27 protein-coding genes are annotated in these 26,064 nt (G+C 65.4%); 5 read left to right on the top strand and 22 right to left on the bottom strand.

All coding sequences use genetic code 11. The features are described from left to right. Window positions 1-48: 48 nt before the first annotated feature. The 5 genes from ccsB to J2805_RS03395 are packed head-to-tail and all read right to left on the bottom strand — an operon-like array spanning window position 49 to window position 5,053. On the bottom strand, window positions 49-1,170 hold the full coding sequence (gene ccsB, locus J2805_RS03415) for a c-type cytochrome biogenesis protein CcsB (protein ID WP_309969239.1): 1,122 nt from the start codon (window positions 1,168-1,170) through the stop codon (window positions 49-51). Further along, a complete protein-coding gene (gene resB / locus J2805_RS03410) occupies window positions 1,170-2,954 on the bottom strand; it encodes a cytochrome c biogenesis protein ResB (protein WP_309969234.1) in 1,785 nt (594 codons plus the stop codon). Before resB ends, ccsB begins: the two co-directional genes overlap by 1 nt. Continuing rightward, a complete protein-coding gene (locus tag J2805_RS03405) occupies window positions 2,954-3,709 on the bottom strand; it encodes a cytochrome c biogenesis CcdA family protein (RefSeq protein ID WP_309969231.1) in 756 nt (251 codons plus the stop codon). Before J2805_RS03405 ends, resB begins: the two co-directional genes overlap by 1 nt. 16 nt (window positions 3,710-3,725) lie before the next feature. Then, complete coding sequence (locus J2805_RS03400; protein WP_309970524.1) at window positions 3,726-4,328, bottom strand: TlpA family protein disulfide reductase; 603 nt, start codon at window positions 4,326-4,328, stop codon at window positions 3,726-3,728. Between the two features lie 59 nt (window positions 4,329-4,387). Continuing rightward, window positions 4,388-5,053: a histidine phosphatase family protein gene (locus J2805_RS03395; protein ID WP_309969229.1), complete on the bottom strand. Its 666-nt coding sequence runs from the start codon at window positions 5,051-5,053 to the stop codon at window positions 4,388-4,390. Between the two features lie 221 nt (window positions 5,054-5,274). Between J2805_RS03395 and J2805_RS03390 the strand changes: the two genes are divergently transcribed. The 3 genes from J2805_RS03390 to J2805_RS03380 all read left to right on the top strand — a co-directional run bounded on the left by J2805_RS03390 (window position 5,275) and on the right by J2805_RS03380 (window position 7,918). Further along, on the top strand, window positions 5,275-5,823 hold the full coding sequence (locus J2805_RS03390; RefSeq protein WP_309969226.1) for a YceI family protein: 549 nt from the start codon (window positions 5,275-5,277) through the stop codon (window positions 5,821-5,823). Between the two features lie 253 nt (window positions 5,824-6,076). Beyond that, window positions 6,077-6,922: a hypothetical protein gene (locus J2805_RS03385; protein WP_309969223.1), complete on the top strand. Its 846-nt coding sequence runs from the start codon at window positions 6,077-6,079 to the stop codon at window positions 6,920-6,922. Window positions 6,923-7,231: 309 nt separating this feature from the next. Continuing rightward, a complete protein-coding gene (locus J2805_RS03380) occupies window positions 7,232-7,918 on the top strand; it encodes a hypothetical protein (RefSeq protein ID WP_309969220.1) in 687 nt (228 codons plus the stop codon). A 69-nt stretch (window positions 7,919-7,987) separates the two neighbouring features. Here the strand turns inward: J2805_RS03380 and J2805_RS03375 are convergent, their stop codons facing one another. Then, a complete protein-coding gene (locus J2805_RS03375; protein WP_309969217.1) occupies window positions 7,988-8,683 on the bottom strand; it encodes a redox-sensing transcriptional repressor Rex in 696 nt (231 codons plus the stop codon). 149 nt (window positions 8,684-8,832) lie between these two features. Further along, the gene (locus tag J2805_RS03370; RefSeq protein ID WP_104173321.1) at window positions 8,833-9,087 is read right to left on the bottom strand and encodes a glutaredoxin family protein; all 255 of its coding nucleotides are present in this window, start codon (window positions 9,085-9,087) and stop codon (window positions 8,833-8,835) included. Window positions 9,088-9,162: 75 nt separating this feature from the next. Here J2805_RS03370 and J2805_RS03365 point away from each other — a divergent pair, with 75 nt between their 5' ends. Next, complete coding sequence (locus J2805_RS03365) at window positions 9,163-9,981, top strand: HAD family hydrolase (RefSeq protein ID WP_309969214.1); 819 nt, start codon at window positions 9,163-9,165, stop codon at window positions 9,979-9,981. A gap of 76 nt (window positions 9,982-10,057) precedes the next feature. On the opposite strand, the gene J2805_RS03360 is transcribed toward J2805_RS03365, so the two are convergent. The 8 genes from J2805_RS03360 to J2805_RS03325 all read right to left on the bottom strand — a co-directional run bounded on the left by J2805_RS03360 (window position 10,058) and on the right by J2805_RS03325 (window position 18,605). Further along, a complete protein-coding gene (locus J2805_RS03360; RefSeq protein ID WP_003792170.1) occupies window positions 10,058-10,156 on the bottom strand; it encodes a 30S ribosomal protein bS22 in 99 nt (32 codons plus the stop codon). 184 nt (window positions 10,157-10,340) lie between these two features. Continuing rightward, window positions 10,341-10,556 carry a helix-turn-helix domain-containing protein gene (locus J2805_RS03355; RefSeq protein ID WP_309969211.1) on the bottom strand — a complete coding sequence of 72 codons (216 nt, stop codon included), beginning with the start codon at window positions 10,554-10,556 and terminating at the stop codon, window positions 10,341-10,343. A gap of 179 nt (window positions 10,557-10,735) precedes the next feature. After that, the gene (locus J2805_RS03350; RefSeq protein ID WP_309969208.1) at window positions 10,736-11,902 is read right to left on the bottom strand and encodes a 3-deoxy-7-phosphoheptulonate synthase; all 1,167 of its coding nucleotides are present in this window, start codon (window positions 11,900-11,902) and stop codon (window positions 10,736-10,738) included. 327 nt (window positions 11,903-12,229) lie between these two features. Then, the gene (locus tag J2805_RS03345) at window positions 12,230-13,255 is read right to left on the bottom strand and encodes an acetylxylan esterase (protein ID WP_309969206.1); all 1,026 of its coding nucleotides are present in this window, start codon (window positions 13,253-13,255) and stop codon (window positions 12,230-12,232) included. A gap of 148 nt (window positions 13,256-13,403) precedes the next feature. Then, window positions 13,404-14,933, bottom strand: coding sequence for a rhamnulokinase family protein (locus J2805_RS03340; protein ID WP_396134201.1), 1,530 nt, complete (start codon window positions 14,931-14,933; stop codon window positions 13,404-13,406). After that, window positions 14,930-16,981 carry a bifunctional aldolase/short-chain dehydrogenase gene (locus J2805_RS03335; protein ID WP_309969199.1) on the bottom strand — a complete coding sequence of 684 codons (2,052 nt, stop codon included), beginning with the start codon at window positions 16,979-16,981 and terminating at the stop codon, window positions 14,930-14,932. The genes J2805_RS03340 and J2805_RS03335 overlap by 4 nt, the downstream gene beginning before the upstream one ends. Window positions 16,982-16,984: 3 nt before the next feature. Then, a complete protein-coding gene (rhaI, locus tag J2805_RS03330) occupies window positions 16,985-18,151 on the bottom strand; it encodes an L-rhamnose isomerase (protein WP_309969196.1) in 1,167 nt (388 codons plus the stop codon). A gap of 109 nt (window positions 18,152-18,260) precedes the next feature. Beyond that, window positions 18,261-18,605, bottom strand: coding sequence for an L-rhamnose mutarotase (locus J2805_RS03325; RefSeq protein WP_309969193.1), 345 nt, complete (start codon window positions 18,603-18,605; stop codon window positions 18,261-18,263). Window positions 18,606-18,829: 224 nt separating this feature from the next. Here J2805_RS03325 and J2805_RS03320 point away from each other — a divergent pair, with 224 nt between their 5' ends. Then, complete coding sequence (locus J2805_RS03320) at window positions 18,830-19,867, top strand: LacI family DNA-binding transcriptional regulator (RefSeq protein WP_309969192.1); 1,038 nt, start codon at window positions 18,830-18,832, stop codon at window positions 19,865-19,867. Window positions 19,868-20,020: 153 nt separating this feature from the next. On the opposite strand, the gene J2805_RS03315 is transcribed toward J2805_RS03320, so the two are convergent. The 7 genes from J2805_RS03315 to J2805_RS03285 form a co-directional block, all read right to left on the bottom strand. After that, the gene (locus J2805_RS03315) at window positions 20,021-20,743 is read right to left on the bottom strand and encodes a DUF1961 family protein (protein WP_309969189.1); all 723 of its coding nucleotides are present in this window, start codon (window positions 20,741-20,743) and stop codon (window positions 20,021-20,023) included. After that, window positions 20,740-21,483 (bottom strand): rhamnogalacturonan acetylesterase, encoded by a 744-nt coding sequence (locus J2805_RS03310; RefSeq protein ID WP_309969187.1) that lies wholly within the window; start codon window positions 21,481-21,483, stop codon window positions 20,740-20,742. Before J2805_RS03310 ends, J2805_RS03315 begins: the two co-directional genes overlap by 4 nt. A 47-nt stretch (window positions 21,484-21,530) precedes the next feature. Then, entirely contained in the window at window positions 21,531-22,403 is an 873-nt protein-coding gene (locus tag J2805_RS03305; RefSeq protein ID WP_309969185.1) for a carbohydrate ABC transporter permease, read from the bottom strand. Continuing rightward, entirely contained in the window at window positions 22,403-23,371 is a 969-nt protein-coding gene (locus J2805_RS03300; RefSeq protein WP_309969182.1) for an ABC transporter permease, read from the bottom strand. Before J2805_RS03300 ends, J2805_RS03305 begins: the two co-directional genes overlap by 1 nt. Window positions 23,372-23,373: 2 nt before the next feature. Further along, window positions 23,374-24,666 (bottom strand): extracellular solute-binding protein, encoded by a 1,293-nt coding sequence (locus J2805_RS03295; RefSeq protein WP_309969179.1) that lies wholly within the window; start codon window positions 24,664-24,666, stop codon window positions 23,374-23,376. Then, on the bottom strand, window positions 24,641-24,904 hold the full coding sequence (locus tag J2805_RS03290; protein WP_309969176.1) for a hypothetical protein: 264 nt from the start codon (window positions 24,902-24,904) through the stop codon (window positions 24,641-24,643). The genes J2805_RS03295 and J2805_RS03290 overlap by 26 nt, the downstream gene beginning before the upstream one ends. Before the next feature lie 108 nt (window positions 24,905-25,012). Further along, entirely contained in the window at window positions 25,013-25,783 is a 771-nt protein-coding gene (locus J2805_RS03285) for a YesL family protein (protein ID WP_309969173.1), read from the bottom strand. Between the last annotated feature and the right edge of the window lie 281 nt (window positions 25,784-26,064).

The following is a 26,064-nucleotide window of genomic DNA, read 5'->3' as shown; positions in this document are numbered from 1 at the left end:
GAGGGGCGGCGGGCCTGGACCTACTCGGCCCTGGCGGCCCCGCCTGCCCTACAGCCCGGAGTAGGAGTGCAGGCCGTTGAAGAACTGGTTAACGATAGTGAAGTTGAAGATCACGCAGAGGTAGCCCACGATCGACAGCCAGGCGGCGCGGGTGCCGGTCCAGCCGCGGGTGGCACGGGCGTGCAGGTAGCCCGCGTACACCACCCAGATCACGAACGTCCAGACTTCCTTGGTGTCCCAGCCCCAGAACCGGCCCCAGGCCTTCTCGGCCCAGATGGCGCCGAACATCAGCGTGAAGGTCCAGCCAACGAAGGCGATGGCGTTGATGCGGTAGGACAGGTTTTCGAGGCTCAGCGCCGAGGGCACCAGGCGCATGAACCCCAGCTTGTCGTCGCCGCCGGCCGCGATGGTCTTCTGCCGGTGCGCCTGGACCAGCTGCAGGGCGGACATGGCGAACGTCAGCGTGAAGAGGGCCGAGGACAGCACTGCGATGGACACGTGGATGATCAGCCAGTAGCTCTGCAGCGCCGGCACCAGGTGGCCCACGGGCGTCCAGTAGGCCACCGACGCCGCCACCAGCATGATGATGGCCAGGCCGATCACGAACGTGCCCAGGAACCGCAGGTCACGGCGGATCAGCACCAGCAGGAAGACAGCAACGGCCACGAAGGCGCCGGTGGTGAGGAATTCGTACATGTTGCCCCACGGCACGCGGCCCGCACCGATGGCACGGGTAACAACGCCGGCGCAGTGGATCACCGCACCCAGCACGGTCAGGGCCACCGCAACGCGGGCGGGAACGCGGCGTTCGGCGGCGTAGCGCATGTCGCCGTCGGCCGTCTGCCCGGCGACGGAGGCACCCTTGGGCCCGCGGCCGGTTGCCGACGACGGCCGCTCGGCGCGGCCTGCCGGCCCGCTGACGTCCGAATCAGCCCGGTCGACAGTGGGACGGTCCGATCCGGGGCCCACACCTGCGCCGACGGGGACCTTGGCCGTTGTGGATGCTGAAGCACCCGCCGCGGCCGCAGCCTTCAGGTCCACCGCGCGGAGTGCCTTGCTGCTCTTGGCCAGGTCCCACGCGAAGGCGATAAAGGCCACCGTGTAGGTGCCGGCCGCCAGCAGCATAAAGAGCTCGCTGTACTGGCCCATGGTTTCGTTGATGGGGAACATTACTGGTCCTTCTTCGACTCGGGTGAGCCGGCTGTTGACTGGATGAAGTCTTCTGTGGGCGTTTCCGTGGCGGACGCGTTGTTGCCTGCCGGGACGCTCTCCGACGGGCCATTATCCATCTGCCCGCTGGGAACCTTCTGGGAGTCGAGGCCCCACTCGTCGGTCAGCAGACCACGGATGGCCTCCGCTTCAGCGGCGAGCCGGTGGTCTTCGCCGCGGGCCAGGAGTCCGTACTCCACCATGGTGCGGCCATCGGCGTGCGTGCCCGTTCGGACCCAGACCCGGCGGCGGTTCACATAGAGGGAGGTCACCAGCCCGGCAACGGCCAGCAGCGCGAAGATCAGGGCGTACAGCTGGCCCGGGTTGTGGTGGATGTCCACGCCGATGTAACGCTTCACGCCGTCGAAGCTGATGGAGCCCTTGCCGTCCGGGAGCGTGTAGGTGCTGCCGGGGGCCAGCGTGATGCCGCCGGCGTCGAGGTTCCGGGCGTTCAGCGGCGTCAGCTTCTTCACGTCGAGCTCGAAGACGTTCTGCGGGGAGCCTGCGTCCAGGCCCAGGTCGCCGAAGTACGAATTCAGCGTGAGCTGCGGGTTGATCAGTTCCGGGTCCCCGCTGAAGGACACGCCTTCCTCGGTGACGAACGCGGTGGGCAGGAAGAAGCCGGCGAATCCGAGCTGGTCAGGCTTGGCATCGGGAACCTTGATCACCACGGAGGAGTAGTAGTTCTCCCCCTGCAGCTTCGCCACCACAGGGCCCTGCATCGCAACATTGCCGGCACCGTCGCGGATGGTCACCATAGGGGCGTAGCCGTTGCCGGTGAGGTAGATGCTGGTGCCGCCGAGGCTGACAGGATCGTTGACCTTCAGCACCTGCTTCTCGGCGGGGGCGTCCGGGGTATCCCGGGTGGTCACGTCCGCCTTGAAGTCGATGGGCTGGCCGAACTTGCCCTTCGATTCACGGTCGAACGTGATCTGGAACTTGTCCAGCTGGATGGAGTAGGGCTGGAGCTGGCTGCTCTGGAAGTTGGTGCCGGGGGTGAACTGGTCGTAGCCCACCAGGGTGTTCACGAAGGTGTCGCCCTCCACCAGGATCCGCTGCCCGCTGTAGCCGAACAGGCCGCCGGCCGCCACGGACACCAGGACGCCGATCAGGGAGGTGTGGAACACCAGGTTGCCCACTTCCCTCAGGAAGCCGCGCTCGGCCCCCAAAGAGGGCCGCGCGCCGTCGTCGTCCCTTACGTCAACGCGGTAACCGCGCTTCTTCAGCTTTCCGGCAGCGTCCGCAATAGCGCGCGACGCCGGGATCCCGGCGTCCGCGGGAATCACCAGCGTGCCGTACTCGGGCAGGCGGGACAGCCTGGCCGGGGTGCGCGGGGGCTGGGAGCGCATGGCCTTGTAGTGGGCGATGGCGCGGGGAACCACGCAGCCGATCAGCGAGATGAACAGCAGGATGTAGATGGCGGAGAACCACGCCGAGGAGTAGACGTCGTAGAGCTGAAGCGAGTCCAGGATCTTGCCGTAGTCCGGGTGGTCCGCGATGTACTGCGTGACGATGGACGGGTTGGCGGGGCGCTGCGGGAACAGCGATCCGGGCACCGCGGCAACAGCCAGCAGGAGGAGCAGGAACAGCGCCGTGCGCATGCTGGTGAGCTGGGTCCAGGCCCAGCGGAACATGCCCAGCGGGCCCAGCGCCGGAAGGGCAGCCTCCGCCTTGGCCTTGGCCACGGGTGTCGCTGCCGTTTTGTTGGCGCCTGATTTCTTCGTGTCGTTCACTCGCTCGCTCATCAGATCGGCAATTTCACATCGGTTTGGAACCAGTACTGCAACCCGGAAACCCAGGTGCCCCAGACGCCGCTGGCCATCAGCAGGCCGAGCACCACCAGGATTCCCCCGCCGATCCGCTGGATGGCCAGCCGGTGCTTGCGGAAGAAGGACATGACGCCGACGCCGCGGCGCACGGCCAGGGCAATCAGCAGGAACGGGATGCCCAGCCCAAGGCTATAAACGAAGGCCAGGAAGGCGCCCTTTGCGGCCGAGGAGCCTCCGGACATGCTCAGGAGCTGGACCGCTGAGTAGGTGGGCCCGATGCATGGCGCCCAGCCCAGGCCGAAGGTGATGCCCAGCAGCGGCGCACCCCAGAGCCCGGCGGGCGGTTTGGCATGGATCTTGGCGTCCCGCTGCAGCCAGCCGAAGCCACCCATGAACACCACGCCCATGATGATCACCAGGATGCCCAGCACCTGCGTGATCCAGGCGTTCTGACCGCCGCTGATCATGGATCCCAGCTGGCCGAACGCTCCGCCCAGCAGGACGAAGATCACCGAGAAGCCAAGCACGAAGAGGCCGATTCCGGCCAGCATACGGCCGCGTTTCTGCTTCTCCAGGTCCACGCCGGTCAGTCCGGTCACGTAGCCCAGGTATCCCGGCACCAGCGGCAGGACGCACGGTGAGAGGAAGGACACGAGTCCGGCCAGCAGCGCCACCGGGATGGCAAGCAGCAGCGAACCGTTCAGGATTGCTTCGGCGAAGGGGCTGTTCACGGTTGCGGCGCCGCCGTTACTCTGCCACGGCGGCGGTAATGAGGGCCTTGAGCGTGCCCTTTTGGATTTCGCCCAGCACGCGGGAGGCAACGCGGCCCTGCTTGTCCAGCACCAGTGTGGTGGGGACAGCGCCCGGGGGCACCAGCCCGGAGACGGCCAGGAGCACGCCGCCGTCCTTGTCATGGAAGCTGGGGTAGGTGATGTTGAAGGTCTTGTCGAACGCCTCGGCCGCGGCCTTCTCGTCACGGAGGTTCACGCCGTAGAACTGCACGCCCTGCTCCTTGAACTCCTGGTGCAGCGCTTCCAGCGACGGCGCTTCGACGCGGCACGGCGCACAGGCAGCAAACCAGAAGTTGAGTACGGTGACTTTTCCGACGAAGTCAGCGGGCTCCACGGTTGTGCCGTCGAAAAGGGTGCCCTTGATGCTGACGGCGGATTTGCGGTCGGCTGCGGCGAATTCGGTCACGGACCCGTCGCCGGCCACATAGTTCTTGTTATCGCCCGCCTTGGCCTGCTTGGCCAGGGCGTCCTCCTGCGCACACGCGGAGAGCCCGAGCGTCAGGGCGGCCAGGCCCAGGCCGCCGGCGGCGAGGACGCTGCGGCGGGAGGCCGGGCGCATCGCCTTGCTGATGGCATTGCCTTCATTGCCTGCATTGTTGCTGTTGAATCCGGCCACGCTCAGGCCCCTGGGGTGCTGGAGGCGCCGGGAAGAAGGGCGGCAGCAGGCTCGGTGTACTCCACACGCAGGAGGGTGCCGTCGTCGTCGAACACCAGCGAGGTGAGCGACGTGAGCGTGCACTCGCGCTTGCGCGGATCGTGCCAGAGGGGCTTGCCCTCGGCACTTAGCCGCGTGGACCAGATGGGGAGCTGGTGGCTGACAAGGATGGCCTCGGCGCCGTCGCCGCCCAGTTCGATTGCCCGCAACCGCGCGTCCTGGACCGCCGCAATGACACGGGCGGCCTGCTCTTTATATGGCTCGCCCCACGACGGAACAAACGGGTTGCGAAGGTACGGCCAGTGCCTGGCCTTGCGGAGCTCCGCCTTGTTGACCTTGAGGCCCTCGAAGTGGTTGCGGGCCTCGATGATGCGGTCCTCGGTGTTGATTTCGAGGCTCAGGGCCTCGGAAATAGGGAGGGCCGTTTCCTGCGCGCGGGTCAGCGGTGACGCCACCAGATGCACGATTTTCGCCCCCTGCGCAGCGCGGTCGCTGAAGTGCACGGCAAGCGTCTTGGCCATCTGCTGTCCGAGCGCGGAGAGGTGGAATTCCGGCAGGCGTCCGTAGAGGATGCCGTCCGGATTGTGGACCTCGCCGTGGCGAAGGAGATGAACAGTGGCTTGGGGCATGTTTACCAGTTTCTCAAAGATGTCGGGTGATCTGAAATCTTCTACAGGAAGTAGAACTGGAAAGTTTGAAGAAATGTTCCCTGGGGTTGGAATAAAAGATGCAAATGCATGTTTATACTCGGTGAAGCAGTTAGTTGAGACTTCAACCAAAGAAGTTTCGACTGGCGATCAGACATCCTTCCGCAAGAGATTTCCGAACCCAGATCACAAGGAGCAACACCATGGCACTGCCCACCAACATCACCACCGGCACCTGGACCCTCGACAACTCGCACAGCGAAATCGGCTTCACGGTCCGCCACGCAGGCATCAGCAAGGTCCGCGGCCAGTTCAAGGACGCCGCCGCCACCCTGGACCTCTCCGAGAACGTTGCCGATTCCAAGGTCAACGCCACCATCCAGACCGCCAGCTTTGACTCCGGCGACGTCAACCGCGACGGCCACGTCCGCGGCGAAGACTTCTTCGACGTCGAGAAGTTCCCTGAGATCTCCTTCGTTTCCAGCTCGATCGTTCCCAAGGGCGACGCCTACGAGCTTCAGGGCGACCTCACCATCAAGGGCGTCACCCGCGCAGTTGCCCTCGAGACCGAGCTCCACGGTGTGGCCGTGGACCCCTTCGGCAACACCCGCGCCGGCCTCACCGCCGAAACCACCATCAGCCGCAAGGACTTCGGCCTGACCTGGAACGCCGTTCTGGAAGCCGGCGGCGTGCTGGTCAGCGACAAGGTTGCCATCAACCTTGAACTCGCGTTCATCGCACCGGCCGCGTAGTTACTACTGCCAGTTAGGCCGCGCGCCAGCACAGCGCCCCGCTCCGTCACCCGACGGGGCGGGGCGCTGTGCTTTAAGGCGCCGTGCCGGATGCGAGGTGCCTGTTGCGAGGTGCCTAATTGGGAATACCTCTGCGGAATGATCCACCGCGCGGCCGGAGCGCGGTACGGTGGAAGCAAACCATGCTGGGGGCAGGGCACCGTTACTGATCCCGGTACCCGTTTAATCAGTAGTCGACCCGCAAAGGACCACTATGAGCACGCCTCCAGCCAACCCGGCCAACCCGAACGAACCTGAGAACGGCAAGCCGGCACCCGACGGTCCCCAGTACGGCCAGAACACACCGCAGTCCCCCGCCGCACCGCAGTACGGCCAGCATTCCCCCGCAGCGCCGCAGTACGGGCAGCCCCAGTACGGCCAGCAGCCCCCCGCCGCACCGCAGTACGGCCAGCAGTCCCCCGCGGCGCCGCAGTACGGGCAGCCCCAGTACGGCCAGCAGCCCCAGCAGTTCGGACAGCAGGGCACCCCGCCCCAGTACGGCCAGCAGCCGCAGCAGCCCTACGGCCAGGCACCTCAGCAGTATGGCCAGTCACCGTATGCCCAGTACCCGTCCGAGCAGCCCAAGGGTGCTGCCGCCGGCGGAGTGCCGAAGATGGTCAACAACGCTTTTTGGATGCTCGTTGCTGCCGGCGCACTGTGGGTCATCTCCCTTCTGATTGCGATTCCGGCGCTCGATGATCCCGCCATGCGGAGTACCTTCGAAGAGCAAATGCGGGCCGGCGGCGCGGACGTCGACTTCGATTCGATCAAGGGCGTGGTGGTCGGAATGATGGTTGTCATGGGACTGATCGGTGCCGGACTCTACGCATTGGTTGCCCTCAACGTGCGCAAGGGCAAGAACTGGGCCCGCATCCTGGGCACCGTCCTGGCCGCCCTGTCGATTTTCAGCCTCGTCCCGCTCGGCCTCGGAACCATCTCGGCGCTCCTGGGCATCGCGGCCATCGTGATGCTTTACCTTCCGGCGTCCGCACCGTACTTCCAGAAGCAGCAGCCGTTCGGGAGCCCGTATTCCCAGCCAGGCAACCCCTACGGCCGCTAGCATCGGTCCGGCAGCCTGACGGCTGCCACCCGTGCTGCCGGGCAACTCAAGGCAGCACCGCGAAAGCATCACAGTTCCACAGCCGGCGGGCGTGGACTTCGGAAGGTTCAGCGGCACCAGACGCCAGCCCCACGGAGTCCGCGCCCGCTGTTCTTTTGCCCAGTGGGCCCTTGAGCTTAAATTGAGGCGCAATCTATCCACAGATCGAGCCCTCGCACGGTACCGTGTAACCAAAATTACGCTGGGGGCAGGAAGACGTGGCTGATCCCGGCATGCGTTTAGTCAGTAGCCGACTTGCAAAGGATCAACATGAGCATTCCGCCCGTCCCGCCGTCGTATTCCACCGATCCCCAATCCGGCGGTCAGTACGGCCAGCAGCCGCCACAATATGGCCACAGCCCCCAGTTCGGCCAGCCGCAGCCCGGCCAGGTTCCGCAGTTCGGTCAGCCGCAGCAGTACGGCCAGGTTCCGCAGTACGGCCAGCCGCAGTTCATCTACCCTTCGGAGATGCCGCAGCAGCGGACCACCGACTCCAGTGCCCCTCCCCAGCTGGTGAACATTTCCTTCTGGCTGCTGATCGGGGCATGCCTCGTCTGGATGTCCTCCGTCTTCCTGTCGATAGGTTCGATCGACGACCCCGCCATGCGCAGTCAGTTTGATGCCCGGCTGGCCACCAGGGGAGCCAACATGGATTTCGAGGCGATCAAGGGCATCGCCGTGGGAATGGTCGTAGTGATAGCCGCCATCGGCGTTCTGATGTACGCGCTGGTGGCATTCAACATCAGGAAGGGCCGGAACTGGGCGCGGATCCTCGGCACCGTCCTCGCTGCGTTCTCCCTGCTGGGCGTCCTCGAAATGGGGCTGGGCACGCTGTCCATCCTGGCCGGCGTCGCCGCAATGGTGCTCCTGTATCTCCCCACGGCGGCGCCGTACTTCAGGAAGTACCTGCCGTTCGGGAACCCGTACTCCCAGCCAGGCTACCCCTACGGCCGCTAGGCGCCCTACGGCCGCTAGGCGCCCCGGCGGGCCGGCGCGCCGGCGGGCGCGGGCGGCCCCGGGAAGCGGCTACTCGCCGTCGTCGGGGCCCTGGGTGCGCTGAGCGTGATAGGCGAGGATCTGCAGTTCGGTGGCCATGTCCACCTTGCGCAGGTTTACGCCGGGCGGCACCTGGAGCATCACCGGAGCGAAGCTGAGGATGCTGCGCACTCCGGCGGCGATGACGCGGTCGCACACGTTCTGCGCCACGGCCGCGGGCAGCGCCAGCACCACCATGTTGGTCCCGGTGCGCTGGAGGACCGGTTCGAGGTCCGCGACGTCGCTGACGCGCAGCCAGCCCACCTCGTTGCCCACCACCATCTGGTCGGCGTCGAAAATGGCCACCACGTCGAAACCCCGGGACTCAAAGCCGCCGTACCGCGCCAGGGCCTTGCCCAGGTTACCGGCGCCCACTATTGCCACTTTCCAGTCGCGGGTGAGGCCGAGGGCCGCGGAGATATGGCGGCTGAGGTACTGCACTTCATAGCCGACGCCGCGCGTACCGTAGGAGCCGACGTGCGAGAGATCCTTGCGGAGCGTTGATGAGCTCACACCGGAGGCTTCGGCCAGGGATTCGGAGGAGACGCGTTCAACGCCCTCGGCCAGCATTGTGGTGAGGGCGCGCAAGTAGATGGTCAGCCGTGCCACGGCCGCGGGCGGAATCTGCTTGGCCGCAGTACCGCTATCCCCGTGGACAGCCTCGGGGGAAGAATCCAGCGAAGTCACTATCTGCTCCATTGCGTCGCGTTGTGAGTCCACTCTAGAGCCCCGTCTGCACTGCCAACAAAGCAGGAGTCACGGCGCCACGGCTCGTCGCGCACTGTGCCTGCCTGCTCCCGCATCGCCTGCCCGCTTCCACGCAGCTCTCGCCGTCCCTACTTGGCCATCGCCTGGCGCAGGACGCGGTCCAGGCGCGTTTCGTCGATCTTCCAGAAGTCACGCTGGATCCCGTCAACGAGAACCACGGGGATTTCCTCGGCATACCGCTCCCGCAGCTCCGGCCGGTTGTCCACCAACTGTTCCGTCCACTCCAGTCCCAATGCGGCGGTAACGCGTCCGACGGCGTCGCGCGCCGCCTCACACAGGTGGCAGTCAGCTTTGGTGATCAGAACGACGTCGGGTTTTGCCATACCTCAACCGTAGCCCGGGCGCCCGCCCCGCCGCGACGTCACCAAGGCCGGGCGGGCATTGACTAGACTCAAGGCATGCCCGAGGAGAAGTACGTCGCCGTAGTCCGGCAGCCGGCCGGTGCGTCACACCACGGCGAAGCTGCCTTCTTCGACGTCGACAACACCCTCATGAAGGGCGCCAGCCTCTTCCACGTCGCCCGCAAAATGCACCAGCGCGGCGCGTTCACCCTGCCGCAGGCGGCCGGTATGGCGTGGAAGCAGTTCAAGTTCATCCTCCGCGGGGAGAACATGGACGATGTCCACGCCGTCCGTGATTCGGCACTGACGCTGGCGGCCGGCATCACCGTGGAGGACATCAAGGCCCTTGGTGAAGAAGTCTTCGACGAAATGATCGAATCCAGGATCTGGCCCGGCGCCAAGGCCCTGGCCCAGCAGCACCTTCGCGTGGGCCGCATGGTGTGGCTGGTGACGGCGACGCCCATCGAAGTGGCCACCGTGATTTCAACCCGGTTGGGCCTGACCGGGGCCCTGGGAACCGTTGGCGAGATCGAGGACGGTGCGTACACCGGCCGGCTGGTAGGCGACATCCTGCATGGTCAGGCCAAGGCTGTGGCTGTCCAGGGCGTCGCGGACGCCGAGGACCTGGACCTCAAGCGCTGCTGGGCCTACAGCGATTCACACAATGACATTCCGCTGCTGAGCATGGTGGGCCACCCGGTGGCCATCAACCCTGATTCCCGCCTGCGACGGCACGCCCGCGAAAACAACTGGCCGGTGTACGACTTCCGGTCGGGACGCCGCGCCGCCACGCTCGGCCTGAAAGCGGCCACGGTCGGCGGAGCCATCTACGGCCTCTGGCGCGGCTTCACCCGCTTCCGCGGCCCCACGGTCTAACCCTGGACGGAGCGCCAACCAAAGAAAAATGCCCGCTGCCAAAGGCAACGGGCATCTCACGCTGTATGAAGTATCTCTACTTCTTGTTACGGCGCTGGTGGCGGGTCTTACGAAGCAACTTGCGGTGCTTCTTCTTGGCCATACGCTTGCGACGCTTCTTAATAACTGAACCCACGAAAGTTCCTTACAAACTAGATGGAGTACCTGTCTGATGGAAGAGGTCCGTGGACTAGGCAACAGACTAAACAACAAACAGATTCTTACAATAACGAAAAACGTTCCCTAACAGGGTACCGCTTATCCGGCCCGCCCACTGACCGCCTGCCTGAAGGCACATACCGGCGGCGGCCCCGAAGGAGCTAGGCGGTGTCCGACTGGCCTTCCACAACAGCACCTTTGACGTACTGTTCGACGGCGCTCTCCGGCACCCGGAAGGACCGGCCGAAGCGAACGGCCGGCATCTCTCCGGAATGGACAAGGCGGTACACAGTCATTTTGGAAACGCGCATGAGCTCAGCCACTTCGGCCACAGTCAGGAACTGAGCGTTCGAGAAGTTCGACTCATCTGCGGACATTTCCCTTATTCCTTTGTTAACAGCTGATAAAGGCAACCCCATTGAAACCCCATTGCGGTGTGCCGATGCTGAGCCATCAACCTACCCTGTGCTAGTTACTCTAGTGGCTGATGGTGCCATAGTGAAAGTCATTCCGCGTAACCAGTTTCTGCGCCGCCGCCCGCCAAACCGCTGAAAATTCAGCCTTCCAGGCCCCTGCGCTTGCGGGCGGACGCAGCAAGCTGGCCCAGCACCGACGCGGTGACATCCCACTCCATACAGGCATCAGTGACGCTCTGGCCGTAGACCAGCTCGTCGGTGCCTGCAGCATGCTCGGCCACGTCCAGGTTCTGCGCACCGCCCACCAGGAAGCTCTCCAGCATGACCCCGGCAATGGCCGAGGCGGCGGTTCCGCCCTCCTCCAACTGCGCCCCGATTTCGAGGGCAACCTCCGCCTGGCGGTGGTGGCTCTTGCCGCTGTTGGCGTGGCTGGCGTCCACAATCAGCCTCGGGTTGAGCTGCTTGGCGGCCAGCTTTGCCGACGCCGCTTCGACGTCCGCCGCGGAGTAGTTGGGGCCCTTGCGCCCGCCGCGCAGGATCACGTGAGTATCCGGGTTTCCGGCCGTGGCCACGAGCGAGGCCCGGCCGTCGCCGTCGATCCCCAGGAATGCCTGGGACGCCGCGGCGGCGCTGCAGGCATCAACGGCAACCTGCAGATCGCCGTCGGTCCCGTTCTTGAAGCCGATGGGCATGGACAGCCCGGACGCCAGCTGGCGGTGGATCTGGCTTTCGGTGGTGCGCGCCCCGATGGCGCCCCAGGAGACGAGGTCCGCCATGTACTGCGGGCTGATGGGTTCCAGGAACTCCGTGGCCGTGGGGAGGCCCAGCGAGGTGACCTGCTTCAGGAACCGGCGGGCGGCCCGGAGCCCCGTGGCGATGTCGTGGCTGCCATCAAGGTGGGGATCGTTGATGAGTCCCTTCCAGCCCACGGTGGTGCGCGGCTTCTCGAAGTAGGTCCGCATGACGATCAGCAGGTCTTCCTTGTGCTTCTCCGCCTGGCTCACCAGCCGGCGGGCGTATTCCAGGCCGGCTTTGGGGTCGTGGATGGAGCATGGTCCCACGATCACCAGCAGGCGATCATCCACGCCGTCCATGATGGCCCGGACTTCATCCCGGCCGCGTTCGACGACGTCGGCCACCCGGGCGTCCAACGGCAGTTCCGTGATCATGTCCTGGGGTGAGGGCAGCGCCTGGAATTCGCTGACGCGCAGGTTCGACGTGGATTTCTGCGCGGATGCAGTGTGATCCCGGGAAACAGTGGTCTCCAGTGAATTCTGATGCGTTTCGGTGGCTGCTGCGGTGCTCATGTGTGCGGGTCCTGTTCCGGATGGTGCGGAGCGGGCCCAGATCAGAACCCGCCGGAGAAATGGCGAAGGGCAGAGAGTGATCTCTGCCCTGTTGGCTCTGAAGGAAAGTTGGATGCGTGTCAGTTAGACGCGGGCCCCTCCAGAGCCAACGAAAAATACGCATACCAACGGTTAGTCATAGCCAAGACCATAACGGCAGTTCCCGCGATACGGCAAATCGGGCCAAGCGCGAACGGACACTTATGGCCCTTCCTCAAGCACGAACGTACATTTGAGGCCCAGTTTGCAGGGCCTCAAATGTCCGTTCGCGCTCCGTCTGTGGCTGGGTCAGCCAAGCAGCTTCCGCAGGAACTCCAGCTGGCGGTTCCACTGGTGCTCCTGGCCGCCCTCGTGATTGTTGAACCGGTACACCTCGATGTCCTTGGCAGGGAGCTCGACGGCGGCGGTTCCGGCCCGCACGCCGGTTCCGTAGGCGTTGAAGCTGGCGAAGACCGTGGACGGCGGGCAGATGTCGTCCATCTGCGCAGCCGAGAACAGCGCCGGCGCCGTTGCCGCCCGGCCCAGGTTGACGCCGTCGAAGTAGTTGAGCACGGCGAGGATGGGCTCATAGCGTTCCCGGTGGCGGGCCAGGAAGGATGCGATTTCGGGATACGGCCCGCGCGGCGCGATGTCGATGGAGCGCGGGAAGTCCTGAAGGAAGGGCACGTCGGGCAGTGCGGCGATCACGCCGTCGAGCCTTCCCGCGACGAGCCCGGCCACCGCAATGGTGATGCCGCCGCCCTGGCTGACGCCCGCCACCACAACCCGGGAAGCGTCGACGGCGGGGTGTGCCTGGGCTGCCTCCACGGCCCGGAAGGCATCCACGTAGACACGCCGGTAGTAGTAGTCCTCGCGGCTTCCGACGCCGCGGGTCATCAGCCCCGCATGTGCCACGTCGCCCGCTGAGGGGTGGGGGTCGGGCGTGTGCCCCAGAATCCCGCCGTAGCCCTGCCCGCGGGTGTCCATGATGAATTGCGCGTACCCGGCCTGCGCCCACTTGGTGTCCTGGTTGGACAGCCCGCGCCCGCCGGAGTAGCCCACATACTGCACGACGACGGGAAGCGGCTCGTCAGCCGGCCGGTTGACCGGAAGGTGCAGCCAGCCTTTCACCGGGGAACCCCCGAAGCCGGCGAAGGTGACGTCAAAGGTATCTATAACCGTCAGGTAGTTATCGACGGGCTCGAAAACTACATCCAGCGGGTACTCCCGGGCTTCGCTGATGGTGCGGTCCCAGAAGGCATCAAGATCCGGCGGTGCCGTGACGCCGGATGTGTAGTTTCGGAGCTGCTCAAGCGGGAGGTCGAAAAGTGGCATCGGGATTCCGGTTCTGTGAAGCGGGACGATAGGTAGGATGTTGTATCTTCTCAAGCGCGCGCCATGGATTCAACCGTCAAGACGCCGCGTTGAGGACTATGTATCGGCGCGACAGCAGATGACGTTAAAGGACGCAGTGCCACACTGCTTAGACCAGTGCCGCCTGGTAGCTTTCCAAGGCCTGAGAGCCCCGAACGAGCGCGCGCAGTTCGGCCAGGCTGCCGGTCACCACGCCTGCGGCGCGGGCCTGGACCAGCACGTTGCCGAGGGCGGTGGCCTCGACGGGTCCGGCGATGACGCGTTTGCCGGTGGCGTCTGCAGTGAGCTGGCAGAGGAGCCGGTTCTGCGATCCGCCGCCGACGATGTGCACCACGTCCACGGGCACGTCCGCGAGGCGTTCGGCGTCGGCGATGGTCCGAGCGTAGCCGGCGGCGAGGCTGTCCAGGATGCAGCGGGTGATCGCAGCCGGACTGTCGGTGAGGACGGTCCCGGTGTTGCGGACGGCGGCGCGGATCCGTTCGGGCATGTTGTCAGGGGCGATGAAGTACGGGTCGTCGGCGTTGATCTGCGGTCCGCCGAGGGGCAGCGCTGCGGCGGCGCTGAGGAGTTCGTCCAGGGCCGCCGTGTATCCCTGCTGCGCCCAGGTTCGCTGGCATTCGCTGAGCAGCCAGAGCCCGCCGACGTTGCGGAGGTACCGGATGGTGCCGTCCACGCCGCGTTCGTTGGTGAAGTTTGCGGCCCGGCTGGCCTCGGTCAGGACGGGCTGCGTCAGCTCGACCCCGACGAGGGACCACGTGCCGGAGGAGATGTACGCGAAGTTCCCCTGTCCGGCCGCCCCTGTCCCGGCGTCGGGCGCTGACCCGGCGGGGACGGCGGCGACGGCGGAGGCGGTGTCGTGCGAGCCGACGGCCACCACTTTCGTTGCCGGGTCCAGTCCGGTGCGTTCGGCGATCCCGGGCAGCAGGGTGCCGACGGTGTCGCCGGGCTGGATCAGTGGCGGGAACAGCTTCTTGGGCAGGCCCAGCGCGGTGAGAAATTCGACGGCCCACTCCGCCGCAACGGCGTCGAAGAGCCCGGTGGTGGAGGCGTTGGTGGCTTCGGTGCGGCGGACGCCGGTGAGCAGGAACGCGATCAGGTCCGGAATGAGCAGCGCCTGCAGTCCGTCCAGGTCCGGCTCGGTGGCGAGCTGGTAAATCGTGTTGAACTGCAGGAACTGCAGCCCGGTGGTGGCGTAGAGCCGGGCCGGGTCCAGTTTTTGGTGGACCTGTGCGACGGCGGCGCGGCTGCGGTCATCGCGGTAGCTGAACGGCTGCGCAGTGAGTTCACCGGCAGTATTGACCAGGCCATAATCCACCGCCCAGGTGTCGATGCCGATGCTCCTGATGGTTTCACCGCGTTCGGCGGCGACGCCGGCCGCGGCAGCGAGGCCGCTGAGCACCTCGGCGAACAGGGCGTCGAAATCCCAGCGCAGCCCGCCGTCGGACTCCACCACACCGTTCGGGAAACGGTGCACGGTTTCCAGCGTCGCTTTGCCTTCAGAACCGGCGCTGCCGGCTGCTACGCGTCCCAGGATGACCCGGCCGGAGGAGGCGCCAATATCGACAGCGGCGAAAACACCGCCGGCGGACGCCGCCCCGGCCGTGGCCGGGACAGCGTCTGGTGCAGGCACGGTGCTCACCGCAGGAAGGCGGCGGCGACGCCGGCGTCCACCGGGATGTGGAGGCCGGTGGTGTGGGACAGTTCGGCGCTGGTGAGCACGGCGGCGGCGTTGGCCACGTGCTCGGGCAGGACCTCACGCTTGAGCAGCGTGCGCTGGGCGTAGTACTTGCCCAGTTCCTGCTCGTCCACGCCGTAGACCGCGGCGCGCTTGGCGCCCCAGCCGCCGGCGAAGATCCCGGAGCCGCGCACCACGCCGTCGGGGTTAATGCCGTTGACGCGGATGCCGTATTCGCCCAGTTCGGCGGCGAGCAGCCTCACCTGGTGGGCCTGGTCTGCCTTGGTGGCGGAGTAGGCGATGTTGTTCGGGCCGGCGAACACGGAGTTCTTGGAGGAGATGTAGATGATGTCCCCGCCCATGTCCTGGCTGATCATGACCTTCGCCGCGGCCTTGGCCACCAGGAAGGAGCCCTTGGCCATGACGTTGTGCTGCAGGTCCCAGTCCTTCTCGGTGGTCTCCAGCAGCGGCTTGGAGATGGACAGCCCGGCGTTGTTGACCACCAGGTCCAGCCCGCCGAACGCGAGCGCCGCTTCCTGGATGGCCGCGGCGATCTGCGCCTCGTCGGTGACGTCGGCCTGCACGCCGATGGCAACGTCCGGACCGCCGAGCTCGGCGGCGACGGCCTGCGCGTTCTCAAGGTTCAGGTCCGCGATCACCACGCAGGCGCCGTCCGCGGCGAGGCGGGTGGCGATGGCCTTGCCGATGCCCGACGCCGCACCCGTGACCAGCGCGATGCGGGTGGCGTGCGACTTGGGCTTGGGCAGGCGGGCGAGCTTGGCTTCCTCGAGGGACCAGTACTCGATCCGGAACTTCTCGGATTCTTCGATCGGGGCGTACGTGGAGATCGCCTCGGCGCCGCGCATCACGTTGATGGCGTTGAGGTAGAACTCCCCGGCAACGCGGGCGGTCTGCTTGTTCGCACCGAAGGAGAACATGCCCACACCCGGCACCAGCACGATCGCCGGGTCCGCGCCGCGCAGCGCCGGGGACTCCGGGGTGGCGTGCCGGTCGTAGTAGCCCTGGTAGTCCTCGCGGTAGTCCGCGTGGAGTTCCTGCAGCCGGGCGATCGAGTCCTCGATCGAGGCGTCCGCGGGCAGGTCCAGGATCAGCGGCTTGACCTTGGTGCGCAGGAAGTGGTCCGGGCAGGACGTTCCCAGCGCGCCCAGGCGCGGGTGCTCGGCCGCCTCCAGAAAATCAAGGACGACGGCGTCATCACTGAAGTGCCCCAGCTGCGGTTTGTCCGTGGACGCCAGCCCGCGGATCACCGGTGCCAGCGCGGCGGCCTTCGCCCGCCGCTCTGCTTCCGGCAGCGCACCGTAGCCGGGCAGCTTGGGCCCGAAAGGCTCGGTGCGGCCGTTCTCGGCGATGAACTTTTCGGCGTGGTCGATGATCCACAGCGAGTTGGCTTCGGCTTCTTCGCTGGTGGCGCCCCAGGCGGTGATGCCGTGGCCGCCCAGGATGGTGCCCACGGCCTGCGGGTTCGCGTCCTTGATGGCGGCGATGTCCAGGCCCAGCTGGAACCCGGGCCGACGCCAGGGAACCCAGACCACCTTGTCGCCGAAGATCTTGGCGGTCAGTGCCTCCCCGTCCACGGCAGTGGCAATCGCGATGCCGGAGTCCGGGTGCAGGTGGTCCACGTGCGCGGCGTCCACGAGCCCGTGCATCGCGGTGTCGATCGACGGTGCAGCGCCGCCCTTGCCGTGCAGGCAGTAATCAAAAGCGGCTACCATTTCATCTTCACGGTCCACACCCGGGTAGACGTTCTTCAGGGCGTTGAGCCGGTCCAGGCGCAGCACGGCCAGGTTCCCGGCCTTCAGCGTGCCGAGGTCCCCGCCGGAGCCCTTCACCCAGAGCAGCTGGACATCCTCGCCGGTCACCGGGTCCTTCTCCGTGCCCTTCGCCGAGGTATTGCCGCCGGCGAAGTTGGTGTTCCGCTTGTCCGCGCCCAGGCGGTTGGAACGGGCAATCAGTTCTTCAACAGTCTTGTTAGCTGTGTTCTGCATGCTCATGCTCTATGCGCCCCATCCGGCTTGCTGGCCGCCCACGCGGTCCTCATTGATCTTTTTCTGGTAGCCGCTGGCCCTGAACGCGGCCATCGGGTCCGCGGGCAGGCCGCGGGATTCCCGCCATGCGGCCAGGGCCGGGCGAACATCGGTGTAGAACGCGTCATTGAACACGGCGTTGGCCGCCAGGACATCCCCGACGCGCTGAGCCTCGCCCAGGGCCGCGGTGTCCACCATCAGGGCCCGGGCGGTCATCTCCTGGACGTTCAGGACCGAGCGGATCTGGCCCGGGATCTTCTCCTCCAGGTTGTGGCACTGGTCCAGCATGAGCGCCACACCGGACTCCTTGCGGAACCCGCCGCCGCGGATCACCTCGTACATGATCCGGAACAGCTGGAACGGATCCGCCGCGCCCACGATCAGGTCATCATCGGCGTAGAAGCGCGAGTTGAAGTCGAAGGAGCCCAGCTTGCCCAGGCGCAGCAGCTGCATCACGATGAACTCGATGTTCGTGCCGGGTGCATGGTGGCCGGTGTCCAGGCAGACCATGGCCTTCTCACCCAGGGCCAGGGTCTGTGCGTAGGAGGTGCCCCAGTCCGGCACATCGGTGTGATAGAAAGCCGGCTCAAAGAACTTGTACTCCAGCACCAGCCGCTGCTCCTCACCCAGCCGGGCGTAAATCTCCTGCAGCGACTCCGCCAGGCGGTCCTGCCGTCCGCGCATGTCATCCTGGCCCGGGTAGTTGGTGCCGTCCGCCAGCCAGATCTTCAGGTCACGGGAGCCGGTGGCGTGCATGATCTCGATGCACTCGAAATGATGCTCCACTGCCCGGCGGCGCACCGACTCCTTCGAGGACGTCAGCGAACCGAACTTGTACTCATCGTCCTGGAACGTGTTCGAGTTGATGGTGCCCAAGCCCACGCCCAGGCCTGCGGCGTACTCGCGCAGGGCGGCGTAGTCATCCACCTTGTCCCACGGAATATGCAGCGCAACCGTCGGAGCCAGGCCCGTCAGCTCATGCACCTTCGCGGCATCCGCCAGCTTCTCCTGCACCGTCCGCGGAGTGCCCGGCGTGCCGAACACCTTGAAGCGGGTACCCGAGTTGCCATAAGCCCACGAGGGTACTTCAATGGCAAGCTCCCCGAGCCTGCCCAGCGCCGTTGCTACGTCATTCATGATGGTTCTTCCGGTCTCTCGTAGTGCGTTTGTCTGTTGTGCGCCGACTTCCGCGTCGGCTGGATGCGGCCGTCAGTGCGGCTGCCTTGATTTCGGCCAGCTACTTCGGCTAGTCGGCGGCGTCGGCCGTGGCCAGCTGGTCCTCCAGGTTGAAGATCTCCTCGAGTGCCACAAATCCCGTGTCGGGGGGCCGCTCCGTGTCTTCGAACAGCGTGGCCATCTCGGCCTGCCAGCGGGCGTTGACCTCGGTGAGGGCCATCCGCGCCCGCACGGCGTCGAAATCGTCGCACTCCACGTAGCCCACCAGCATTCCGTCGCCGCCCAGGAAGAGCGAGTAGTTGTGCCAGCCCGCATCCTTCAGCGCCCGGAGCATCTCCGGCCAGACGGCCGCGTGGCGGCGCCGGTACTCATCGATCAGTCCCGGTTGGACCGAGGAGCGAAAACACACCCTCATCTGCGACTCACCTGAATTTCCCAATCTTTGAATCGTTTCATTGTTACGATTCAAAGTACTCTTGAAATCGAGTGGGTGTCAAGCAATTATCGGCGGATGAAAACCTTTTATCCGCCGGCTGGGCCGTTTCGTCACCCGCGAACGGCGGCTTGGCAAGGACAATTGGTCAGGGGCCCGGTCCAGGCGGTTCTACGCCGCCCCCGCATGAGAGAGCTTGGAGAAAGATGTCACGGTCAGCCAGCATCAAGGATGTTGCGAACCATGCCCGCGTGGCAGTGGGGACAGTTTCCAATGTCCTGAACTATCCGGACCGGGTTTCGCAACGGACCAAGGACCGGGTGCTCCAGGCCATCGACGAGCTCGGCTTTATCCGCAACGACGCGGCCCGCCAGCTCCGGGCAGGGCACAGCCGCACCATCGGCCTGATCGTCCTCGACGTGGGCAACCCCTTCTTCACTTCCGTGGTCCGCGCCGCCGAGGATGCCGCCGCCCTGCAGGGCAGCGCCGTCCTGCTCGGCGACAGCGGGCACGATGCCAGCCGCGAATCGAACTACATCGACCTCTTCCAGGAGCAGCGGGTCCAGGGCCTGCTCATCTCGCCGGTGGGCGATGTCACCGAGCGTTTGGACCAGCTGCGCGAACGCGGGGTGCCCACCGTCCTGGTGGACCGGCTGGCGGATGATGCGAAGTACAGTTCCGTCTCCGTTGACGACGACGCCGGCGGTTACCTTGCGGCGCGGCACCTGCTTGACCTCGGCCGCCGTCGGCTGGCCTTCGTGGGGGGCCCGACGTCGATACGCCAGGTGGCGGACCGCCTCCAGGGGGCGCAACGCGCCGTCGCCGAAGTTCCGGGGGCTTCGCTGGAAGTACTGGATTCCGCCGGGCAGACGGTGCTGGCTGGCCGCGGCGTTGGCGACCAGCTGGTCCGCCGCAGCGCCGACGAGCTTCCGGACGGCGTGTTCTGTGCCAACGACCTGCTGGCGCTTGGCGTCATGCAGTCCCTGGCCATGATGCACACACTGCGCATTCCGGAAGACATCGCATTGATCGGCTACGACGACATCGACTTTGCCGTGTCCGCCGTGGTGCCGCTGTCATCCATCCGCCAGCCCACCGAAGCGCTGGGCCGGACCGCCATCGAACTGCTGGCCGAGGAACTGGATGCCATGGGACCCACCTCCCTGCGGCCCCACCACCGCGCGGTGATCTTCACCCCCGAACTGGTGGTACGGCAGAGCACTGCAGGGGCTTCCGCGCACTAGGCCTCACCGGAGGCCGCGGAAGAACTCGCGCACATCGCCGATCAGGAGATCAGGAACCTCCATGGCCGGGAAACGTCCGCCCCGAGCCACGCGCCGTTGGCGAGGGTGTACGCGGCCACAAGTGCCCGTTCGCGCTTTCCGCTTTCATGGGGCCTACAGCGGCCGCACTGCCAGGTTCCGGTAGGCAGCCGCCAGCGGGGCCATCTGCCGGAAGCCGAGATAGCCGCCGCCCAGCACACTCCCGCCCTGATCCCGCCACGAGAGCACGGGCAGTCCGTTGATGGAGAAGGCCACATCGGGGCCGTCCTTGATGAGTTCCATCCGGTAGAAGTCCAGTGCATCCTCCGTGGGCGGCAGCGGGTCCGCCGCCTGTGCCACCAGCTCAAAGCCGGCGCTCTTGCGCAGGTTGCAGGTCCGGAAGGCCCGCTCCTCCGCATGCTTGTGCCGGAAGTACGAGACGTGCAGGGCATCGATGTCGCCTGAGTGGTACTGCGGGTAGTAACCCGTGCGCGGTGCCAGGCCGCCCGAAAACAGGTCCCCCCCGCCGTGGCCCGTTGCTGAAAAGAACACCATGGCCAGCCCCGGCTCCGCGACAGGGAGGAACTCCCAGCTGATCCTGACGCGGTCCGGGAACTCCACCGGGCACCAGAACGTCCAGTGGGCGTGGTCGCCGAACTCATCCGCGTTCCTTGACCCGGACAGCAGCAGCGCCCCGGGCACCAGGCCGGCGCGAGGTGCCGTCCCGCCGTCGTCGTCCGTTTCGGGATGCCTCGCCAGGCTAACCGGTCCCTCGGCAATCCAGTCCGCCACATCCTCCGGACCGGTGAGCGCGTTGCTGTACAGCAGACCGGCGGCGTTCTCGCCTGGCATACTCATCGCGCGGACGCCGTCGTTGAGTGCCCGCGGATTTCCTCCGGGCCCCCGAGGCGGCCAAGCAATGTCAGCTGTGATGAGACGTACTCGGCAACCAGCCGGGCACCGTCCACGTGGAAGTGCGTGTTGTCGGCGAGTCCGCCAGCCCAGTGGGCGTGGTCCCCCGGACCAAAGTGGCAGAACAGGGATTTGGATGCCTCGACCCCGAGCCGCAGGTAGAGGCTGCGCGTCCAGCTGTTGAGGTCGATCAGCGGGACGTGAAGCTCCGCCGCGAGCTCCCGCACCACCTCCGGATAATCCTCCAGGCTCCGTTCCAGGACACCGCCCGACGGCGGCGCGTCACCGGTAGCGGCACCGGCGCCGGCCCCGGGAGCGGCACCGGGAAGGAAATGCCGCCGCTCCACGGAGGTGCACAGCACCGGCGCCGCACCCCTGGCAGCCACCTCGGCAACCATTGTCCGCAGGTTGCCCGCGTAGCCGGTCCTGGCTGCCAGGTGGGGGCGTTTCTGGTCGTTGTGGCCGAACTGGATCAGCACGAGGTCGCCCTTGCCGGCCACTTCCAGCAGGGCATCCCACAGGTGCTCGGACCGGAAGGACTCCGTGCTGGCACCGCCCTTGGCGAAGTTGTGGACTGATCCCCACGTGTAGACGTGCGGGGCAAGGTGCGCGCCCCAGCCGCTCATCGGGTACTCGTGGGTGGGGCAAGTGGCGACGGTCGAGTCGCCGGCCAGGAGGATCTTCATCTTCGGCCTATCGGTCGGGTGGCGGATTGGGGTGACGGCAACACTGCTCAGCCCTTGACGGAGCCGATCAGCATTCCCTTGGCGAAGTGCTTCTGCAGGAACGGGTAGAAGATCAGGATGGGCAGGGTGGCCACCACAATCACGGCGAACTTGATGCCCTGTTCCGGCGGTATGTAGTTCGGGTCCACGTTGCCCGTGCCGAGGAGGTCGCTGGACGCGGTGACCTGGCGCAGGTACATCTGCAGGGTCCATTTGGAGTTGTCACTCAGGTAGAGCAGCGGTGACATGAAGTCATTCCAGATTCCGACGGCGTAGAACAGCGCGAACGTGGCCAGCACCGGCTTGGACAGCGGCAGCAGGATCCGCCAGAGGATCCCGACCTCGGTGGCACCGTCCATCTTGGCGGACTCTTCCAGCTCCGCGGGGAGTTCCTGGAAAAAGTTCTTGACGATGATCAGGCTGAACGGGTTGATCGCAGCCGGCAGGATCAGCGCCCAGTAGCTGTTGAGGAGACCGAGGTCCTTGATCAGCAGGAACGTGGGGATCATGCCGCCGGAGAACACCATGGCGAAGACCACCAGGGACAGGATCAGCTGGCGGCCGCGGAGGTTCCGCTTCGCCAGCGGGTAGGCCATGGTGACGGTCAGGATCAGCTGGACCACCGTGCCCACGACGGTGACCAGCACCGTGGTGACCAGAGCCCGGATGAACGCGGGCGTGGAGAAGATGTACTCGTAGGATGCCAGGCTGAACTGTTCCGGCCAGACGAAGAAGGCCCGCCGGGTGATCTCGGCTTCGGTGGCGAAGGAGCCGGCAAACACATAAATGAAAGGCAGCAGCGTCAGGAAGCCGATCAGGGCCAGGAAGACGTAGTTGGCGGCATCAAAGATCCGTCCGCCGGTGGTGTTATGAATCTTCATTAGAACAGTCCGCTCTGGTTGAATCGCTTGGCCAGCCAGTTGGTGCCGAAGATCAGCACGATGCCCACGAGGGACTTGAACAGTCCGACGGCGGTGGAGTAGCTGTAGGCGCCCTGGGTGATGCCCACGAAGTACACATAGGTGTCGAAGACATCGGCGACGCTGCGGTTCAGGGCGTTGGTCATGAGGTAGATCTGTTCGAAGCCGGTGTTCAGCATCTGCCCGATCGCCAGGATCAGCATCACGATGATGGTGGAGCGGATGCCCGGCAGCGTGATGTGCCAGACCCGGCGGAAGCGTCCGGCGCCGTCGATGATCGCGGCCTCGTACTGGTCCTGGTCCACGGTGGCAAGGGCGGCCAGGAAGATGATGGTCCCCCAGCCGGTGTTCTTCCAGATTTCCTGGAGGACAATGAGTGGGCGGAACCAGGCGGGGTCGGAGAGGAAGTCGATGTCCGTGCCCAGCAGCGAGTTGATGAACAGGAACAGCGGCCCGAAGTCCAGGGCGAACAGCAGGAAGCTCAGCGACGCGACGATGGTCCAGGACAGGAAGTGCGGGATGTAGACGAGCGTCTGGACGGTGCGTTTGAGAATCGACAGGCGGACCTCGTTCAGCAACAGCGCCAGGACGATGGTCAGCGGGAACGCGATCCCCAGGTTCAGGAAGGCAAGGACCAGGGTGTTGCCGAGCAGGCGCCCGAAATCAGGGTTGCTGAAGAAGTCCTGGAAATGCTGGAAACCCACCCAGGGGCTGCCGTTGACGCCCAGGAACGGGACATAGTCCTTGAACGCGATGCTGACGCCGTACATGGGGGCGTACCGGAACACCGCAAAGTAGACGACGCCCGGCAGCAGCAGCAAATAGAGCCACTTGTAATGGGCGAAGTGGACGGCGAAGCTGCGTCGCCGCCCCGGGGCAGGCGCGGCTGGCGGCGCCTGCTCCGGGGCTTTGACGTCAACGGTGGACATTGTCACTTGCTGTCCTGCCAGAGCTTGTTGATCTCTTCCTGGACCTTGTCGCCGCCGCTGGTCTTCCAGAGGCTGATGGCATCCTTCAGCCCCTTTTCATCGATCTGGCCGGCCAGGTACTTGATCCGCGCATCGGCAACGATGTTGTCCAGCTGAGCGCCCTTGGCCACGTAGGTGGGTGAGACGAAGGCGGCAGCCGGGTTGTAGACGGCACTCTTCAGGTCCTCAGCCATGACCTCAACGCGCTTGTCGAAGACTTCCTGCTCGTAGTCGGAGGCCTGCTTGACGGGGTAGTAGTTGTTGCCGGTGACATTGGTGCCCAGCTGCGCGTAGCTCTTGATGTCCGTGGTCACAGCTTTGCCCTCGGCCGTTTCTGGCTTGATGGTGGCGGCCTTTCCGTCCTCGACGGCGAAATTCACGCCCTCGATTCCGTTATTGAGGAGCACAGCCGCTTCCTTGCCGTTCATGGTGTTCAGGAATTCCAGGACGTTCTTGAGCTCAGCCTCGGTCCGGACGCTGGTCTTGGGAATTGCCAGGAAGCCGGAGTAGCCGTCGGTGGGGTGTGCGTTGAGTTCGCCGTCGGGGCCCTTGAGGTTGCCGACGAAGCCCACCTTGTTTTCGAAGTCATTGGGGTTGGCCTGCTTGAACAGGTTGATGAGGACGCTGACCCGGGAGTCGACGTCGACGATGATGCCGCCCTTGCCGTTGAAGAACGGCTCGTTCCATTTGGTCCCGTCGAAGGTGGCGAAGTCCGGGTTGATGAGCTTTTCGTCCACCATCTTCTTGACGAAGCGGTTGGCTTCGAGGAACTCCTCCGTGTCGAAGCTGGGGATCAGCTTTCCGTCCTTTTCGGTCCAGCGGTTGCCGGCGCCGTACCACTCCTCGATGATGTCGTACGGGCTGTTGGAGCCCAGGGCGCCCCACTTGGGGATCGTGATGCCCCAGGTATCGTTCTGGCCGTTGCCGTCCGGATCCTGCTCAGTGAACGCCTTGGCCACGTTGTAGAGATCCTCGGTGGTTTCGGGCGCCTTCAGGCCCAGCTTGTCCAGCCAGTCCTGCCGGAACATCACGGCCGCGCGGATCGGGTTGCGGGCGCGGAAGACGCCGTAGACCTTGCCGTTGACGCTGGCGTTCCGTTCAACCTCCGGGAAGGTGGTCTTCAGGTTGGGGTACTCGTCCAGCTTGTCGGTGAGGTCCCAGAAGGCGCCGGCCTCGGCATTCTTGACGAACCCGGGCGACTTGCTCTGGACCACCAGGACCTGGGGAATGTCAGACGACGCCAGCGTGATGTTCATCTTGTCCTCGTAGGACGCATTCGGCGTCCACGTGGATGTTCACGTCCTTGCCGGTGAGTTCCTCGAGCTTCTGCTGCACGGCGCCGTCCGCTGACGGCGGCTGCGCCTCCAGGAACGGCGCCATGATGCTGATCTTGGAGGTGTCCGCCGCCGGCGCTTCACCCCCGCTGCAGGCCGTGAGGGTCAGGGCGGTGGCGGTCACGACGGCGGCCGCCAGGCTGAGTTTTCTGCGGTTCATGGTAGTTTCCTTTTCCACTTCTTCGGGGTTTGGCTTATTGAGTTTTGATGCTGGTCCTGATGGGTGGCCGAGCTAAAGCCGCCGATTTTGATACGTTTCACTCACAGGTCAGGCAATGACGGATTCCGTCGACCGGGGAGGCCTTCCTGCTCCGTAGCCCGCTGCACCGCCTGAAGCATCAGCCGCACCGGCACTGGTACCGGCACCGCTACCCGCGCCGGCAGCGGCACCGCCACCGCCCGCTGCCCGGGCCAAGCCGTCCGCCATCACCGATTCGTCATTGGCGGCGAAGAAGCGGTCGCACAGCCAGCCGGTCACGTAGAGCCATGCGCCGATGCTGAAAAACGGGATGAGCCCGGGCAGGGCCTGACTTGCATACAGGGCGGCCGCCGTCACGAACAGCAGGATCGCGGTGCCGGCGAGGTGCCGGAGGGCAAACCGCGAGGACATCACGAGGTACTGGGCGAGCGGCAGCTCATAGCGGGCAAACATGGGGAAGAGGTGGCAGACCACGGCGACCACTAAAATCGCAGCAAGGAACACGCCGGCAGCCATCAACTGCGACAGGAGGTCGCCGGTGGCAGAGAAGTAATTCCAGTTCAGGGTCAGGGCCGCACCGGCCAGCATGACCGGCAGCGCCAGGCCGTTTCCTCGGCCGAAGTTGCGGCCAAATTCCCGGGTGAAGGCGCGGAGCAGCGGAGCAGCCTCGCCCCGGACCCTGCGGCGGACAAGGATGTGGGCAGCCGCGGTTGCAGGACCAACGCCCAACACGCCCAGACCCGCAACCGAAAACACAATCCAGAGCAGGTTCAGGCACGCAATCCACAGCAGGGTGTCGAAGAATGAATATGCTTTCGCGCTAAAGCTTCCAGTCGGCACGGCCTTGCCTCCGATCTCTCCATCGTTGCAGAAACGGGGGCCACAGTGGTCCACGTCACCTTAGTAAGCGGTTGCTCGAAAATTTAGACGCTTTTGCACCGGCGGTCAAGGCAAATTTTGAATCGTTACATATTCCGTCAGACCGGGTTATGCTGTTGCCACCAGTATTTTGGAAAGCGCTTACCATCACCCCTGCCGTGGCCTCCGACCTAGGCTGATATCAGAAGAAAAGGGCCAGGCTCAGGCTGATGGGGTCCGGCGATTTCCTGAACCGACACCGA

Source organism: Arthrobacter oryzae (assembly GCF_031454875.1).
GTDB classification, from domain to species: Bacteria; Actinomycetota; Actinomycetes; order Actinomycetales; family Micrococcaceae; genus Arthrobacter; species Arthrobacter oryzae_D.
This window is presented reverse-complemented; position numbering and strand designations above follow the sequence as displayed.